Genomic DNA, 15,975 nt, shown 5'->3' on the forward strand with positions numbered 1-15,975 from the left:
GGTAAAACGCTAGAGTCGGAGACATGGGATCGCGCCCGGGGCACAAAGCCCCTAGCGGGTGGTGCGGGCGCGACTCCGACCTCCCGGAGCTGCTCCGGGATGCCGTGGAGGCCGTGCCGGTGGCCGGCCCGACCAGCGCCCCGCTTCGTGCCGATCGGGGGCGATGGAGTGGGACACCGGCCGCGATCTCGGCGGTGACGCTGGAACCGTGCGGTGTCTCGGGCGCGCAGAGGGGAGGCGCCCGTGACACCCGCCGCACGGGAGTGCCGGGCTCGCCACGTGGAGGGGGCGTGACGAGCCCGGCACGCGATCGCGGCTAGATGGGGGACCGATGAGGGCCGACGGAGCCGACGACGACCGACCGCCCTTCCTCGGCGGCGCCGCACCGGTGGGGTCGCTGACCGGCGGGCTGCTCGCCCGCCTGCGCCGCACCGAGGCCCGGCCGCTGGTGGGCGACTCCCGAGGGGGCGCGGTCCCGGGCGCGGACTTCGCCGCCACTGTCGAACGGGCCGCCGCCGGGCTCGGCAGGCGGGGCATGTGCCCGGACGACATCGTCGGCGTGCTGGCGCCGGTGTGCCCGGAGCGGCTCACCGCCGTCTACACGGTCATGGCGATGGGCGGGCTGGCCCTGCCGCTGGACCTCGACTCCGACCTGGAGACGATCACGGAGATACTCACCGCCGTGGACGCCCGGATGATCCTGGTGACGGCGCCGCTGGCGGGGATCGCCCGCGAGCTGGCCGACCACTCCCGCGTGCGCCAGGTGGTGGCCTTCGGCGACGCGCCCGAGACGACGCCCTTCGGCGAACTGCTGCTGCCCAGCCCGGACGGCAGCGGCTACGACCCCGCGCGCGGGCTCTTCGACAACGGGATCCTGGACTGCTCCGAGGGGGAGTCCGGCATCGAGAGCACCCTGCACGGCCACCGCGAGCTGCTCGGGCGCTTCCACGCGGTCAGCGCCGAGCTCGCGCTCACCTGCAGCGACACCGTCCTGCTGGACGCCGCCTGCGACGAGTCCGAGCGCGCGGTGCTGGGCGCGGCCGCGCTCTGGGCCGGCGCCTCGGTAATCACCACGCCCGCCCGCGACCAGCGCGAGGCCGCCGCCGCGGCCGAGGCGCACGGTGCCACCGTGCGCTGCTCTCCGTCGCCGCAGCGGATCGCCGTCGCGCACCCCGCGGGGTGAACCCCGGCGGCGCACTGTTCCGCCGCGCTCCCAACCCGCCCGGCGCCTACCGGGCCCGGCCGCCCCGCAACGCCCCCGCTAGGCGCGGGGGCCGTGCAGGGCGGCGCGCAGCGCGTCGAAGGCGGGCTGGGCGGCGGCGCGGGCCGCGGGCACGGCGTGCATGAAGCGCAGGAAACCGTGCACCAGCCCCGGGCTGTCCCGCCATCGGGCGTCCACCCCGGCCTCGCGGAGCAGGTCCGCGTAGGCGGCGCCGTCCGCGCGCAGCGGGTCGAGCTCGGCGGTGAGCACGAACGTCGGCGGCTGGGCCCCCGGGTCCGGCGCCGTGGCCGGGGGGAAGTACGGGGGCAGCCGCTCGGCCGGGAATCCGCCGAGGAAGCTGCTCAGGTACCAGTCCATGTCCTCGGGCCGCAGGCCCGCGGAGTCCGGCTCCGCGCCGCCGCCGCTGTCGGCGCCGCCGCCGGTGGCGGGGTAGATCAGCAGTTGGAAGGCGGGCGGAGGGGCGCCGCGCTCGGCGGCCGTGAAGGCGACCTGGGTGGCGAGGAAGCCGCCGGCGCTGTCGCCGGCGACGGCCACCCAGTCGGGGTCGGCGCCCAGCGACGCCGCCTCGGCCAGGACCCAGAGGTAGGCGGCGTAGGCGTCCTCGACCGCCGCCGGATAGGTGTGCTCGGGGGCGAGGCGGTAGTCGACGGCGACCACGACGGTGCGGGCCTGCTCCGCCAGCAGCCGGACGGCGTTGTCGTGGGTCTCCAGCCCGCCGACGACGAAGCCGCCGCCGTGCAGGTAGAGCGTCGCGGGCAGGTTCAGCTCATCGGTGGGCCGGTAGGCGCGGGCGCCGATACCGGGCGCGCCTTCGGGGCCGGGAATCACCAGGTCGCGGATCTCGGCGGGCTCGGCGAGCCGGGGGGCGGCCAGGCTCTCGGCCCGTTCACGGGCGCGTTCCGCGGCGAGGTCGAGGGAGTCGTCCCAGACCACGTCGGGACGGCCGGCCAGGTAGTCCTCCAGTGCGGGATCGAGCCGGGCGGTCACGGCGGCCTGCGCTCCTCTCGTCGGTTCGGCCGGGAGCCGCGCCGGCAAGGACCCCGGCGGCCGGTACCCGCCCACCGCCTCGCACGACTCCCGGGACGGCTCAGGACGCGGCGCGGGGCTCGATGTCGATCTCGAACCACGCCACGTGGGTGGTGTCGGTCCAGTACTCCCCGCTTCGGGTGGTGCAGCTCTCGATGATGAGCTTGCCGCGCCCGTAGTCGTCGTTGTCTGTGCGGGAGGAGTCGGCGGAGTCGGCGGGCTGGGCCTTCTCGCCCTGGTCGGCGACCGCCACGCGCACGCGGTCGCGCTCCGAGCGGATGAACAGGGTCATGACGCCGCCGGTCTGGCCGGAGCGGGAGTGCAGCAGTGCGTTGGTGGCGAGCTCGCTTGAGGCCAGCTCGGCGTCGTCGAGCACGGACTCCGGCGGCTTGGCCCGCTCCAAGAACTCGCGCACGCGGGCGCGGATCGAACGCACGGCGGTGAGGTTGCCGACGCAGCTCCAGACGGTGTGGTCGGTCGCGGTGCCGGAGTGCTCGCCGGACTCCAGCGCCTCGGTTTCGAACCCGGCGGAGGAGTCGGGGCCGTGCTGCCGGCGGGTGCCGGGGCAGACGTCGGAGGCGGCCGTGTCGGCAGCGGCGTGTTCTCGGAGTCGCTGCGAATCGCTCATTCCCGTCTCACTCCCCATCACCACCGGGCGACAGCCGACGGCCTCACCTTAGACAACGCCACACCTCCACCAGGACAGCACATCCGGCCGCGATCACTCCCGCATACCCCGCAGAACACGGTTCCGTGTCGGCGCCGATTCGATCCGGGGGAAAGCCGACGGAACCACAGACAACCCTTTGACCTGCACGTTCATGATACGGGCCGCCGAGGTGTGCCCGCGCGGGCATCTCGGGGCGCTCGCGGCCGCCCGCCGCCGGATCCGCCACCGGGCCACCAGGACACGATCGGGTGAATTACCTGACAGGCGACGTGCAAGCAACGATAATCGTTTCCATTACCGTGGACTTCGCCGCGGGAGCGGAGCCGCGGGCGTCGAACCCGTCCGCAAGACCACCGGACAAGACCAGGAGGCCAGCTGTGAAGATCGCGTTCGCCGGCAAGGGCGGCAGTGGAAAGACGACGCTGTCGGCCCTGTTCACCCGCTACCTGGCCGCAGCCGGCGCGGCCGTCGTCGCGGTCGACGCCGACATCAACCAGAACCTGGGCGCCGCACTGGGGGCGTCACCCGACGACCTGGCGGGGATCCCGCCGCTCGGCACGCACCTGGACGAGATCAAGGAGATCCTGCGCGGCGACAACCCGCGCATCGCCTCGGCCGACGCCATGGTCAAGACCACGCCTCCCGGGCGCGGCTCGCGCCTGCTGGACATGTCGCCGCGGAACCCGCTCCACAGCCGCTTCGGCCTGCCCGCATCGGGCGCGACGCTCATGGTGACCGGGCCGTTCAGCGAGGACGACCTGGGGGTCGCCTGCTACCACTCCAAGGTCGGCGCCGCCGAGATGTACCTGAACCACCTGGTCGACGGCCCCGGCGAGTACGCGGTCGTGGACATGACCGCCGGTGCCGACTCCTTCGCCTCGGGCCTGTTCACCCGGTTCGACGTCACGTTCCTGGTGGCCGAGCCCACGCTGCGCGGCGTGGGCGTCTACCGCCAGTACGCCGAGTACGCCCGCGACCACGGCGTCGAGATCCGCGTAATCGGCAACAAGGTGCAGGACGAGTCCGACGTGGAGTTCCTGCGCGAGCACGTGGGCTCGGCGCTGGCGGCGTGCTTCGGCCACTCGCCGTTCGTGCGCGCCATGGAGAAGGGCCGCCACCCCGACCTTTCGGAGCTGGAGGGGGAGAACGTCAAGACGCTGGCGTGGATGCGCGACAGTGTCGACGCCGCGACCAAGGACTGGGCCCGCTTCACCCGGCAGAGCGCCGAGTTCCACGCGCGCAACGCCCGCAGGTGGGCCAACGCCGCCACCGGCGCGGACCTGGAGTCCCAGATCGACCCGGAGTTCGTGATGGGTCCCGAGGCGCTGGAGGCGCAGCGGGCCTGAGGTCCCGATGCCGGGGCACCCGCGGCGGTGGAAGCCCGGCCGCCCGCCGGAGCCGCGGGGGCTCCTCACCCGCGCGGAGCGGAAGGCGCCCCCGCCGCCGGGACTCGGCTGCGCCCCGGAGGCGACTGGGCCGCCGACCGAACAGCCGAGCCGCACCATCGAATCCGACAAATCACGCATTTCGGTCAGCAAACAACAAGACTTGACTACCCGCGTGCATCGATTGCATCACGAAACAAGGCGCGGAACTGACATCTTCCACCCCGTGAACGACGCTCGACCCGCCTGCGGCTCGGCACGCGCGGCGGGTCTTGCGATTATCGCAAACCCGCAGGTGGGCGGCGAAATTGTGACAACGGGTGATCGAGCGACAAGATCGGCTGCACGGACGCGCGAATCACGGTAGGTGACCGACTGAACACGGGTTGACGTGCGTGTTTCCGGTGACAACCATCGAACAGTCGGCGCGCTCCCCCCGTCTGCGTCGGCCGGCGCGACCGCTGCAACCGACCCTCTCCCCGCGGGAGGCCTGGTCGGCGGACCGGCGCCGTGTCCGATCCCCAACCGAATCGAGGTCCCCGTGCCGCCCTCTGTCGACAGCGATCATCCGGGAACCGAGGCTCCTCCCACCCGCAGAAGCGTTCTGAAGGCCGGCGCCGCCGGTGCCGTCGTCGTCCCCGCCCTTGCGGCGTGCGGCGGTGGCGGTTCCAGCGAGGCCGGCAGCAAGCGGCTGCGCGTTGGCGTGGCCGGCGGATCGGCGCAGGACACCCTGAACGCACACACCCCGACCGACAACACCGACATCGCCCGCTGCCACAACCTCTACGCCAGCCTGTGCTACTTCGAGACCGACTACTCGATCCAGATGGCGCTGGCGGAGTCGATCGAGCCCAACGACGATGCCACGGTCTGGACGATCACCCTGAAAGAGGGGCTGACCTTCCACGACGGCTCGCCGATCAACGCCGACTCGGTGATCTTCACGATGCGCCGGATCACCGACCCCGATGAGCTGGCCGTCAACAGCGAGCAGCTGTCCACCCTTAAGCGCGACGAGCTCGAACGGGTCGACGACCGCACCGTGCAGCTCCCGTTCAGCGAGCCCTACGTCATGCTGCTGGACCTGCTGGCCGAGTACTCGATGGGGATCGTGCCCGAGGGATACGACCCCGAGAAGCCCATCGGTGCGGGGCCGTTCAAGTTCGCCGAGTTCACGCCGGGCCAGCGCAGCCTCTTCACCAAGTTCGACGGGTTCTGGAAGGGCGCTCCCCAGCTGGAGGAGCTGGAGATCGTCAACTTCCCCGACGAGACCGCGCGCGTCAACGCCCTCCTCGGCGGCCAGGTCGACGCGATCAGCCAGCTTCCGCCCAGCCAGATCGAGGTCGTGCGGGCCAACCCCAACATCCGGACCCTGGAGTCCGAGACCGGCATGTGGGTTCCGTTCACCATGCGCGTGGACAAGGCCCCGTTCGACGACGTCCGCGTGCGCCAGGCCTTCCGGCTGATCGTCGACCGCCAGCAGATGGTCGACCAGGCCCTGGCCGGGTACGGCAGCGTCGCCAACGACATCTACGGCCGGTTCGACCCCGCCTACGACGAGGACAAGCTGCCCGACCAGCGCGAGCAGGACATCGCCGAGGCCAAGCGGCTGCTGGAGGAGGCCGGCCACGGCGACGGCCTGGAGGTCACGCTGGTCACCGGCCCCATCAGCACCGGAGCCGAGGCCGCCGCACAGGTGTTCAAGGAGCAGGCGAGCAAGGCCGGCGTGACCGTCCAGCTCAACCAGACCAACTCCACCGAGTACTACGGCGACAACTACCTCAAGTGGACCTTCGCCCAGGACTTCTGGAGTACCCGCAACTACCTCTCCCAGGCGGCGCAGGGGTCGATGCCCGACGCCGCGTTCAACGAGACCCACTGGGACGACGAGGAGTGGCTGGAGGTGGTCCGCGAGGCCCGCGCCACCGTCGACGACGACGAGCGCCACCGGCTGATCCGCAAGGCGATGGAGATCGAGCACGAGCGCGGCGGCTACATCATCTGGGGTTTCGTCAACATCCTCGACGGCTTCCACCGCAAGGTGAAGGGCCTGGAGCCCTCGGCCACCGGACACCCGCTCACCTCCTACGGCTTCTACCGCGTCCGTATCGAGGAGTGACGGCGCCCTAGCCGCTCCCCGCGGCGCGGCACCCGTACCGTGCCGCCTCCGATCCCCTTTGACCGATGTCTCGCAAAGGTCGTCACACATGTCACGTCTGATCCTGTACCGCCTGGGCTACGGGCTGCTGACACTCTTCGTGGTGTCGCTCGTCGTCTTCCTGGCGACCCAGGCCCTGCCCGGCGACGCGGCCCGCGCCATCCTGGGCCGCGACGCCACCGCCGAGCGCGTCGCCGTCCTGCGCGACCAGCTCAACCTCAACGACCCGCTCGCCCTGCAGTACGGCAAGTGGATCGCCGGTGTGTTCACGCTCGACCTCGGCGACTCCTTCGCCAACGCCCGCCCGGTCGCGGAGTACCTGGGCCCGCGGGTGGCCGGCAGCCTGACCCTGCTGGGACTGTCCGCGCTGCTCGCCACGCCGATCGCGCTGCTGCTCGGCGCGCTCAGCGCCATCCGCCGCGACCGCGCCGCCGACCACGCGACCTCCATGGTCTCGCTGGTGCTGGCCTCGCTTCCGGAGTTCGCGGTCGGCATCCTGCTGATCCTGGCGCTGTCGACCGGTTGGCTGCACCTGCTCCCGCCCGTGTTCGCGGGCACGGCCAGCTCGGTCCTCGCCGATCCGGTGCAGCTCATCCTGCCCGTGCTGACCCTGGCGATCGCGGTGAGCCCGCCCATCGTCCGGATGATGCGCGCCTCGATGATCGAGGTCCTGGAGAGCGAGTACGTGCAGCAGGCCCGGTTGAAGGGGTTGTCCGAGCGGGTGGTCATCTGGCGCCACGCCGCCCCCAACGCCATCGGCCCCGTCGCCCAGGTGATCGCCGTCCAGCTCGGCTGGCTCGCCGGCGGTGTGGTGGCCGTGGAGTTCCTGTTCGCGTTCCCGGGCATCGGCCTGGCCCTCATGGACGCCATCGCCACCCGCGACATCCCGGTGATCCAGGCGATCACGCTGCTGATCGCCGCCGTATACATCGTGGTCAACCTGCTGGCCGACGTCGTGGGCCTGGCAGCCAACCCGAAGGTGAGGGTGTCCGCCCGATGAGTACAGCAACCGCTACCGCACCCGAGGCCGCGGCACCCGCGCCCGCCTCCCAGCAGCGACGCGAAGGACTGTTCCGCGCGGCGTGGCGGCACGGGCGCACCAAGGCCGGAGTGACCCTGGTCGGCGTGATCGTGCTGATCGCCGTCGTCGGACCGTTCGTCAGCCCGTACTCGCCCACCGAGCTCGTGGGCATCCCCAACCGGGCCTCCGCGGACGGCACCGTCTTCGGCACCGACGGCATCGGCCGCGACGTGCTCAGCCGGTTCCTGCACGGCGGCTACACGCTGATCTCCATCGCCGTATCCGCGGCGCTGGGCGGCGTCCTGCTGGGCACCGTGCTCGGCGTCATCGCCGGCTACCAGCGCGGATGGCTGGACGAGGCCATCATGCGCGTCAACGACATGGCGCTGGCGTTCCCGCAGCTGGTCCTCGCCCTGCTCGTCATGTCGATCGTCGGCCCGCAGGTGTGGCTGATCGTCGCTTTGATCGGCGTCTCCCACGCCTGCCGGGTGGCGCGCGTGGCCCGCGAGGCCACGCTGAAGGTGGTCGAGCAGGACTTCGTCAAGTCCGCCGAGGCCATCGGCCTGCCCCGCTGGCGCATCATGACCGCCGAGATCCTGCCCAACATCACCAGCCCCCTGCTGGTCGAGCTGGGTCTGCGGATCACCTACTCGGTCGGCCTGATCGCGACGCTGAGCTTCCTCGGCATGGGCCTCCAGCCGCCGACGGCCGACTGGGGTCTGATGATCAACGAGAACCGGATCGCGGTCACCGTGCAGCCCTGGTCCGTGGTCCTGCCCGTCGCGGCCGTGGCGCTGCTGACCATCGGGGCCAACCTCATCACCGACGGACTCTCGCGAGCGTCGATCGGTATCGATCGCGGGGTGGAGAAGCAATGACGATCCAGGACACCGCCCAGCACAACGCCGACGAGGAGGAGCGCACGGCGCTCCGGGTCGAGGGGCTGACGGTCATCGGCCGCCCCTCCGACGTTGAGATCATCTCCGACATCTCCCTGCAGGTGCGCCGCGGCGACATCCTGGGCCTGGTCGGCGAGTCCGGGTCGGGCAAGACGACCCTGGGCCTGGCGCTGCTCGCCCACTGCAAGCGCGCCACCGAGGTCACCGCGGGCGGGATCACGCTCTCCGGCGAGCCGCTGCTGGGCCGCGGCCCCGCGGACGTGCGGCGGATGCGCGGTCGCGCGGTCGCCTACATCCCGCAGTCCCCCGCGTCGGCGCTCAACCCGGCGCTGCGGCTGGGCACCCAGCTGCGCGAGGCGCTGCACGACGCCACCGGCGGTGACGCCACCGCAGGTGGTGAGGACTCCGAGTCCGCCGCGGCCGTCTCGGACACCGACGCGCGCGTACGTGAGGTGCTGCGCGAGGTCGCCCTGCCCGAGGACGACCGGTTCCTGCGCCGCTACCCGCACCAGCTCTCCGGCGGGCAGCAGCAGCGCGTGGCCATCGCCATGGCGTTCATCGCCTTTCCCGACCTGATCGTGATGGACGAGCCCACCACGGGGCTCGACGTCACGACGCAGGCGCACGTGCTGCAGACCATCCGCCGGATGACCCGCGAATACGGGACCGCGGGCGTCTACATCAGCCACGACATGGCGGTGGTGGCCGACCTCGCCGACGACCTCGCCGTGATGTACAAGGGCGACGTCGTCGAGCACGGCCCGGCCGCCGAGGTGCTCTCGCGCCCGCAGCACCCCTACACGATGCAGCTGCTGCGCGCGGTGCCCCTGCTCAAGACCGAAGGCCACACCGCCCCGGCCGAACCCGCCGAGGACGCTCCCGGGCCGCTGCTGCGGGTCCGTGGCCTGCGAGCGGGCTACGGCTCGACGACGGTGCTCAGCGACATCGACATCGACGTCGACCGCGGCGAGTGCGTCGCGCTGCTCGGCGAGTCGGGGTCGGGCAAGACCACGCTGTCGCGTTCGCTGGTGGGCCTGCACCACCAGTTCAGCGGCGAGGCGGTCTTCGACGGCGAGCAGCTGGCCACCAGCAGCTACCGGCGCACCGCCGAGCAGCGCCGACGGGTGCAGTACGTCTTCCAGAACCCCTACGAGGCGCTGAACCCGCGCAAGCGCGTACGCGACCTGGTCCTGGCGCCCTACACCCACCTGGTGGGCAAGCCGGCCGACGCCGATGGGATCGTGGGCAACGCCCTGGAGCGCGCCGCGCTGCCGGCCTCCTACGGCAACCGCTACCCCGACCAGCTCAGCGGCGGCGAGCGCCAGCGGGTCTCGATCGCCCGCGCGATCGCCACGACGCCCGACCTGCTGATCTGCGACGAGATCACGTCGGCGCTGGACGTGTCGGTGCAGGCCGAGATCGTGGAGCTGCTGCGCAACCTGCAGCGCGACGGGATGGCGCTGCTGTTCGTCACCCACAACATCGCGCTGGTCTCCAACATCGCCCAGCGCGTGGCGGTGCTGAACAAGGGCGAGATCGTCGAGTACGGCGACGTGGGCACGGTGATGTCCAGCCCGACGCACTCCTACACCCGGGCCCTGATCGCCGACACGCCCGATTTCGAGCTGTCCCTGGGCGAGGCGCCGCGGGATGCCCCCGCTACCGGCGCACCCGCCGCGGGCCGCGACTGAAAGGGCCGGGACCGGGCCGAGCTCGGCACGGGGACCGCGGCGCCTCGGCCGCCGCGGTCCCCGGCCCGCTCGCACCCTCTGCGGGGGGCGCTTCGGCTCCGGGGCGCGGCGGCGCCGCCGCTAGAACAGCACCGAGCGCACGGCCCCGACCTCGCGGAACCCCACCGCGCGGTAGGCGGCGCGGGCGGGGCTGTTGAAGTCGTTGACGTAGAGGGTCACCCGCGGCGCGATCTCGGCGAGGGCGTAGCGCACGACGGCGGCCATGCCGGGGACCGAGTGGCCGCGCCCGCGCAGCTCGGGGTGCACCCACACGCCCTGCACCTGGCAGGCGTGCGGAGTGACCGCGCCGATCTCGGCTTTGAACACCACCCGGCCGTCCTCGATGCGGGCGAGGGCGCGGCCGGTGCGGACCAGCTCCTCGATCCGGGCCCGGTAGAGCGAGCCGCCGTCGCCGGAGTCGGGCGGAACGCCGACCTCCTCGGTGAACATCGCCACACAGGCCGGCAGCAGGATGCCGATCTCGCCGGGGTGCACCCGGCGCACCAGCGGGTCCGGCTCGCGCCGAGGCGGCTCGGAGATCTCCATGACCGGCTGCCGCTCGCGGATGGTCCTGGCCGGGCCCCAAGCGGGGCCGAGGCGGGCCCACAGATCGGCCACCGGGTCCACCGGGCCGACGATGGAGGAGCAGCGCCGCCCCTGCCAGCGGGCGTGCTCGGCGAACTGGCGCACGGCGTCGGGGCCGGCGTTGACCGGCACCAGGTTGGCGCCGGAGTAGCACAGCGCCGTGATGCGGCCGCGTTCGATGTAGCCCCACAGCTCGGCGCCGAGCCGGCCGGAGTCGATGCCGCCGCTGCGCAGGCGCGAGCTGACGAAGACGTTTCCTACGGGGTCGGCGTCGAGCAGGGCCTGGACGCTGTCGCGGTCGCGCTCGTCGAGCACACGTACCGATGAGGTCCGCAGCACCCGCATCACCCCGTCCGGTAGCGGGCGGCCCCGCCGTGCGCGCTCGGCCGCCGATCAGCGGCCCGGTGGGTCGGGCCCGCGCCGTGAACAGTCATGTTCCTCGCTTCCCAGACTAATCGACCGCGGGTAGCGCACCGCTCCCGGTGCGAGCGCGGCTCGTCCGCACACGGACGGGCCGGGTGCCGGGTCGGGCGGTCACCGGCGCAGCAGGTCCGGCGCGGCCTGCGGTCCGCGGGAACCGGAGGCGTCGCCGGACTCGGCTGCGGGTGCGGGCTCGGGGGAAGGGGGGCAGACGAGGTCGGCCGCGTCCGGGCGGCCGCCGGCCGGGGGCAGCGTGCCGTCGCGCAGGTAGTCGGCGACGGCGCCGTCGACGCAGGGGTTGCCGCCCAGCGAGACGCCGTGGGAGACGCCGCCGCTCTCCAACACGAGCCGGCCGCCGGGGAAGCGCTCGCGCATCGCGAAGGCGCCCTCGACCGGCGTGGGGCCGTCGTCCTCGGCCTGGACCAGCAGGGCGCCGGAGACACCGCTGCCGTCCACGTCCGGCCAGGTGCCGCCGGGGGCGGACCAGAACGCGCACGGCATGTTGTACCAGATGTTGTTCCATCCCTGGAACGGGACTTCGGCGTGCGCCTTCTCGCCGTCATCCAGCCAGGTGCGCGTGTCGCGCGGCCACCGGGCGTCGGTGCACTGGGTGGCGAGGTAGGCGCCGTAGGAGGCGTCGCTCTCGGCGCTGTCGCCGTATGCGCGGTGCACCTCGGTGAGGCCGGCGGTGTCGCCGTCGCGGGTGTGGTCGGAAAGGGCGCGCGCCAGCTCGGGCCAGGTCGCCGCCGAGTAGGCGGCGGTGAGGTAGGTGTTCTCCAGTTCCGTCGGCCCGACGGCGCCTTCGGCGGGGGCTTCGGCAAGGTCCGCGCGGGTGCCGTAGTAGGCCGCGGCGGTCTCGCCGGCGGTGTCGCCCAGGCCGTAGGCGTCGTCGTGGCGCGCCGTCCAGGCGAAGAAGTTCTGCGCGGCGGCGTCCAGCGACCGGCTCTGCCGGAGGTTGGCCCGGTACCAGGGGCGGCCGGGGTGGACGACGCTGTCCAGGACCAGGCGGCGCACCCGGTCGGGGTGGCGGGTGGCGAAGACCGCGCCGAGCAGGGTGCCGTAGGAGTAGCCGAGGTAGTCCACGCGCTCGGCACCCAGGGCCGCCCGGATGGCGTCGATGTCGTCTGCGGAGTCGGCGGTGCTCATGTGCTCCAGCAGGTCGCCGCCGGTGGAGCGGGAGCAGGCCGCCGCGTAGCCGGCGGCCCGGTCGGTCAGGGTGGCGGAGTCGGCGGCCGTCCGCGGAACGGTGTCGGGGCGGGGCGCCTGGAAGAACTCGGGGTCGCAGGAGACCGCGGGGGTGCTGGCTCCCGTGCCGCGAGGGTCGAAGCCGACGACGTCGTAGCGGTCGCGCAGGTCGTCGGGCAGGGACGCCGCGGTGCGCGCGGCCCAGATCCGGCCGGGGCTGCCCGGTCCGCCGGGGTTGACCACCAGCGTCCCGGTGCGCTGCTCGCGGGCGGGCACGCGCGAGAGCGCCAGTTCGGCGGTGCCGCGCTGCGCGGCCGGCGCGCCGCGGTCGAGGGGGACCGTCAGCCGCGCGCAGACCATCGGGGTGCCTTCGGGCGCCTCCAGCCCGGAGCACGCGCCCCATTCCAGCCGCTGCTGCGGCGCGTTCGCGGCCGCGGCGGTGCCGGGAACGAGGGCCAGCGCCGCCGTCGCCAGCGCCGCCGTGTGCGCCGCCGCGGCCGCCCATCGGGAAGAAGCCATGCCCGCCTCCTTCGACCTCGCGTCATCGGACGAATTCTCTCCGTATCCGACCGGGATGTGCGGAAGCGACACGGCGGAGGGGACCGAGGGCGGTCCGGTGCCGGGGGCCGCTGCGCCGACACCCCGGCGGGCGCGGTGCCCGCCGGGGTGTCGGCGCACGGTGCGGCCGGTCCTCACGCCGGCCGCGCGGCCTCAGCCCGCGACCGAGACCGAGGGCGCGCCGGGCTCGGCGCCGTCGGACTGCATGTCCTCGGCGATGCGCATCGCCTCGTCGATCAGCGTCTCGACGATCTGGGACTCGGGCACGGTCTTGATGACCTCGCCCTTGACGAAGATCTGGCCCTTGCCGTTGCCCGAGGCCACACCGAGGTCGGCGTCGCGGGCCTCACCCGGGCCGTTGACCACGCAGCCCATGACGGCCACGCGCAGCGGGACCTCCATGCCCTCCAGGCCCGCGGTGACCTCGTCGGCGAGCTTGTAGACGTCGACCTGGGCGCGCCCGCAGCTGGGGCAGGAGACGATCTCCAGGCCCCGCTCGCGCAGGCCCAGCGACTCCAGGATCTGGTTGCCGACCTTGACCTCCTCGGCCGGAGGGGCCGACAGCGACACGCGGATGGTGTCGCCGATGCCCTCGGCCAGCAGCGCGCCGAAGGCCACCGAGGACTTGACGGTGCCCTGGAAGGCGGGGCCGGCCTCGGTCACGCCTAGGTGCAGCGGGTAGTCGCACTTCCCGGCGAGCAGCCGGTAGGCGTTGATCATCACCACCGGGTCGTTGTGCTTGACCGAGATCTTGATGTCGCGGAAGCCGTGCTCCTCGAACAGCGAGCACTCCCACAGCGCGGACTCCGCCAGCGCCTCGGGGGTGGCCTTGCCGTGCTTCTCCAGCAGCCTCTTGTCCAGCGACCCGGCGTTGACGCCGATGCGGATGGGCACGCCGGCGTCGCTCGCGGCCTTGGCGATCTCGCCCACGCGGTCGTCGAACTTGCGGATGTTGCCGGGGTTGACACGCACCGCGGCGCAGCCCGCCTCGATCGCGGCGAAGACGTACTTGGGCTGGAAGTGGATGTCGGCGATGACCGGTATCTGGGACTTCCTGGCGATGATGGGCAGCGCCTCGGCGTCGTCGGCGCTGGGCACCGCGACGCGCACGATCTGGCAACCCGAAGCCGTCAGTTCGGCGATCTGCTGCAGCGTCGAGTTGATGTCGGACGTGACGGTGGTCGTCATCGACTGCACGGAAACGGGGGCGTCCCCACCGACCGGTACGTTGCCGACCATGATCTGCCGCGACTTCCGCCGCTGAGCGAGCGGACGGGGCGGGGCGGCGGGGATTCCAAGATCGACGGTCACGCGTTTTCACCTCACGGCTGCCGGGGGCTCGGCCGGCAGCGTCGTTAGAAGTCGGTTTGAAATCGGGGCAGCGGACAGCGAGAGCCGCCGCCGGGGGCGCCGGGATCAGACTCCGGGCGCTCCGACACGCTGCCAAGGCTACCCGTATCGAGCAGGACGTTACGCCGTGACCAAGAGAACAGAGGGTGACCGTTCGCAGCGTGATTGCGGTGATTCACCCCGCATCGCATTCCGGAGATCACCGGCGAAGCGGGGCGAAGGGAGCACGCGGGTTCGGGGAGAGGCGGTCACTCGCGTCCCGCAGGCCCCCTGCGTCCCAGGCGGCACGATAGCGGGCGGCCGCGGCCATCGCCGACATCCAGCGCGTATGGGGACATCCGCGCCGGTGGCCCGGCCGCCCGCGGGCGGCCGGGCCACCGGCGCCGGGGTCACTGCGTGAGGCGCACCGGGTTGAACACGTCGGCGACGAGCAGCATCACGCTGAAGACCACGAAGCAGGCCACGACGATGTAGGCGACCGGCATCAGCTGCGCCACGTCGAAGGGTCCGGGGTCGGGACGGCGGAACAGGCGCGCGAAGCCGCGGCGCACCCACTCCCACAGCGCGCCGAAGATGTGCCCGCCGTCCAGCGGCAGTATCGGCACCATGTTGAACGCGAACAGGAACAGGTTGACCCCGGCGAGCATGTTGACCAGGAACACCACGCGGTCGGTCATCGGGATGGGCTGGGACAGCACCTCGCCGCCGATGCGCGAGGCGCCCACGATCCCCACCGGGGAGTCGACGGTCCGCTCCTCGCCCAGGAAGGCGGCGCGGAACACGTCGTCGACCTTCGCGGGCAGTCCGATCAGGGCGTCGGCCACCCCCACGACCGACTCCCACATGCGCTCGGCCGACTCGCCCACGGTCAGCGGGCTGCGCTCCTGCGCGAAGGTGATGCCCAGGAACCCGGCGGTCTCGGTGGCGGGCACCCGGAAGCCGCGGTCGTCGGTGACCGGCTCGCCGTCGGGCCCGGTCTTGTACACGATCTCGCCTTCGGCGTCGCGGGCGACGACCTGGTTCTCGATGAGGTCGACGGTGAGCGTTCGCCTCTCGCCGTCGCGCTCGACGGTGAACTGCGTGGGCCCGGTGTGCTCGCGGATGGCGGAGTTGGCGGCCTGCCAGCCGGGCGTGGGCTCGCCGGCGACGGCCACGATCTCGTCGCCCGGCTGCATGCCGGCCTCCATGGCCGGGCTGGGCTCGGCGCCGGGCGGGCAGTCGGTGGTGGCCGAGTCGGCCGGCAGCACACACGTGGAGACCGTGTTCACCGTGGTGGTCTGCTGGGGGACGCCGATGCCCATCATGATGGCGGCGAACAGCAGCACGGCCAGGATCAGGTTCATCGCCGGCCCGCCGGCCATGACGATGATCCGCTTCCAGGGGGCGCGCTGGTAGAACTGGCGGTCCTCGTCGCCGGGTTCGAGCTCGACGCTGTTGGCCTCGCGGGCGTCCTCGATCATCGCCCGCCACCGCGAGATCGGCTTGCCGGAGGTGTCGCGGGGCTTGGCCGCGGGCGGGATCATCCCCACGAGCCGCACGTAGCCGCCCAGCGGCACGAGTTTCACGCCGTACTCGGTGTCGCCCCACTTGCGCGACCACAGGGTCTTGCCGAAGCCGACCATGTACTGGGTGCAGCGGATGCCGAACATCTTGGCGGTGGCCAGGTGGCCGAGTTCGTGCCAGGCGATCGACAGGAGCAGCCCGAGGAAGAACAGTACGATCCCGAGCGCGGTCAGAAACGTGACCATGTGACTCTCCCCGTACCT

Annotated in this window: 12 protein-coding genes; 6 read left to right on the top strand and 6 right to left on the bottom strand. The window is 72.4% G+C overall.

The features are described from left to right. Positions 1 to 331: 331 nt before the first annotated feature. Positions 332 to 1,183 carry an AMP-binding protein gene (locus tag ABEA15_RS11165; RefSeq protein WP_345556583.1) on the top strand — a complete coding sequence of 284 codons (852 nt, stop codon included), beginning with the start codon at positions 332 to 334 and terminating at the stop codon, positions 1,181 to 1,183. A gap of 78 nt (positions 1,184 to 1,261) precedes the next feature. On the opposite strand, the gene ABEA15_RS11170 is transcribed toward ABEA15_RS11165, so the two are convergent. Continuing rightward, a complete protein-coding gene (locus ABEA15_RS11170; RefSeq protein ID WP_345556585.1) occupies positions 1,262 to 2,209 on the bottom strand; it encodes an alpha/beta hydrolase in 948 nt (315 codons plus the stop codon). A 100-nt stretch (positions 2,210 to 2,309) separates the two neighbouring features. Continuing rightward, positions 2,310 to 2,876, bottom strand: coding sequence for an ATP-binding protein (locus tag ABEA15_RS11175; protein WP_345556587.1), 567 nt, complete (start codon positions 2,874 to 2,876; stop codon positions 2,310 to 2,312). Positions 2,877 to 3,295: 419 nt separating this feature from the next. Between ABEA15_RS11175 and ABEA15_RS11180 the strand changes: the two genes are divergently transcribed. From ABEA15_RS11180 to ABEA15_RS11200, 5 genes are all read left to right on the top strand, one after another. Next, a complete protein-coding gene (locus tag ABEA15_RS11180) occupies positions 3,296 to 4,264 on the top strand; it encodes an ATP-binding protein (RefSeq protein ID WP_345556588.1) in 969 nt (322 codons plus the stop codon). A gap of 580 nt (positions 4,265 to 4,844) precedes the next feature. Then, complete coding sequence (locus tag ABEA15_RS11185; protein WP_344142187.1) at positions 4,845 to 6,422, top strand: ABC transporter substrate-binding protein; 1,578 nt, start codon at positions 4,845 to 4,847, stop codon at positions 6,420 to 6,422. An 88-nt stretch (positions 6,423 to 6,510) separates the two neighbouring features. Then, a complete protein-coding gene (locus ABEA15_RS11190; protein WP_344142189.1) occupies positions 6,511 to 7,461 on the top strand; it encodes an ABC transporter permease in 951 nt (316 codons plus the stop codon). Further along, entirely contained in the window at positions 7,458 to 8,360 is a 903-nt protein-coding gene (locus ABEA15_RS11195) for an ABC transporter permease (RefSeq protein ID WP_344142190.1), read from the top strand. The genes ABEA15_RS11190 and ABEA15_RS11195 overlap by 4 nt, the downstream gene beginning before the upstream one ends. Further along, positions 8,357 to 10,072 carry an ABC transporter ATP-binding protein gene (locus ABEA15_RS11200; RefSeq protein ID WP_345556591.1) on the top strand — a complete coding sequence of 572 codons (1,716 nt, stop codon included), beginning with the start codon at positions 8,357 to 8,359 and terminating at the stop codon, positions 10,070 to 10,072. Before ABEA15_RS11195 ends, ABEA15_RS11200 begins: the two co-directional genes overlap by 4 nt. A gap of 120 nt (positions 10,073 to 10,192) precedes the next feature. On the opposite strand, the gene ABEA15_RS11205 is transcribed toward ABEA15_RS11200, so the two are convergent. From ABEA15_RS11205 to ABEA15_RS11220, 4 genes are all read right to left on the bottom strand, one after another. Next, the gene (locus tag ABEA15_RS11205; protein ID WP_344142192.1) at positions 10,193 to 11,035 is read right to left on the bottom strand and encodes a GNAT family N-acetyltransferase; all 843 of its coding nucleotides are present in this window, start codon (positions 11,033 to 11,035) and stop codon (positions 10,193 to 10,195) included. Positions 11,036 to 11,230: 195 nt separating this feature from the next. Continuing rightward, complete coding sequence (locus tag ABEA15_RS11210) at positions 11,231 to 12,820, bottom strand: alpha/beta hydrolase (protein ID WP_345556593.1); 1,590 nt, start codon at positions 12,818 to 12,820, stop codon at positions 11,231 to 11,233. A gap of 192 nt (positions 12,821 to 13,012) precedes the next feature. Next, positions 13,013 to 14,170: a flavodoxin-dependent (E)-4-hydroxy-3-methylbut-2-enyl-diphosphate synthase gene (ispG, locus tag ABEA15_RS11215; RefSeq protein WP_344142196.1), complete on the bottom strand. Its 1,158-nt coding sequence runs from the start codon at positions 14,168 to 14,170 to the stop codon at positions 13,013 to 13,015. A gap of 428 nt (positions 14,171 to 14,598) precedes the next feature. Beyond that, complete coding sequence (locus ABEA15_RS11220; RefSeq protein WP_344142198.1) at positions 14,599 to 15,957, bottom strand: M50 family metallopeptidase; 1,359 nt, start codon at positions 15,955 to 15,957, stop codon at positions 14,599 to 14,601. Between the last annotated feature and the right edge of the window lie 18 nt (positions 15,958 to 15,975).

Origin of the sequence: Streptomonospora halophila, from assembly GCF_039542725.1 — a bacterium.
Lineage (GTDB): Bacteria > Actinomycetota > Actinomycetes > Streptosporangiales > Streptosporangiaceae > Streptomonospora > Streptomonospora halophila.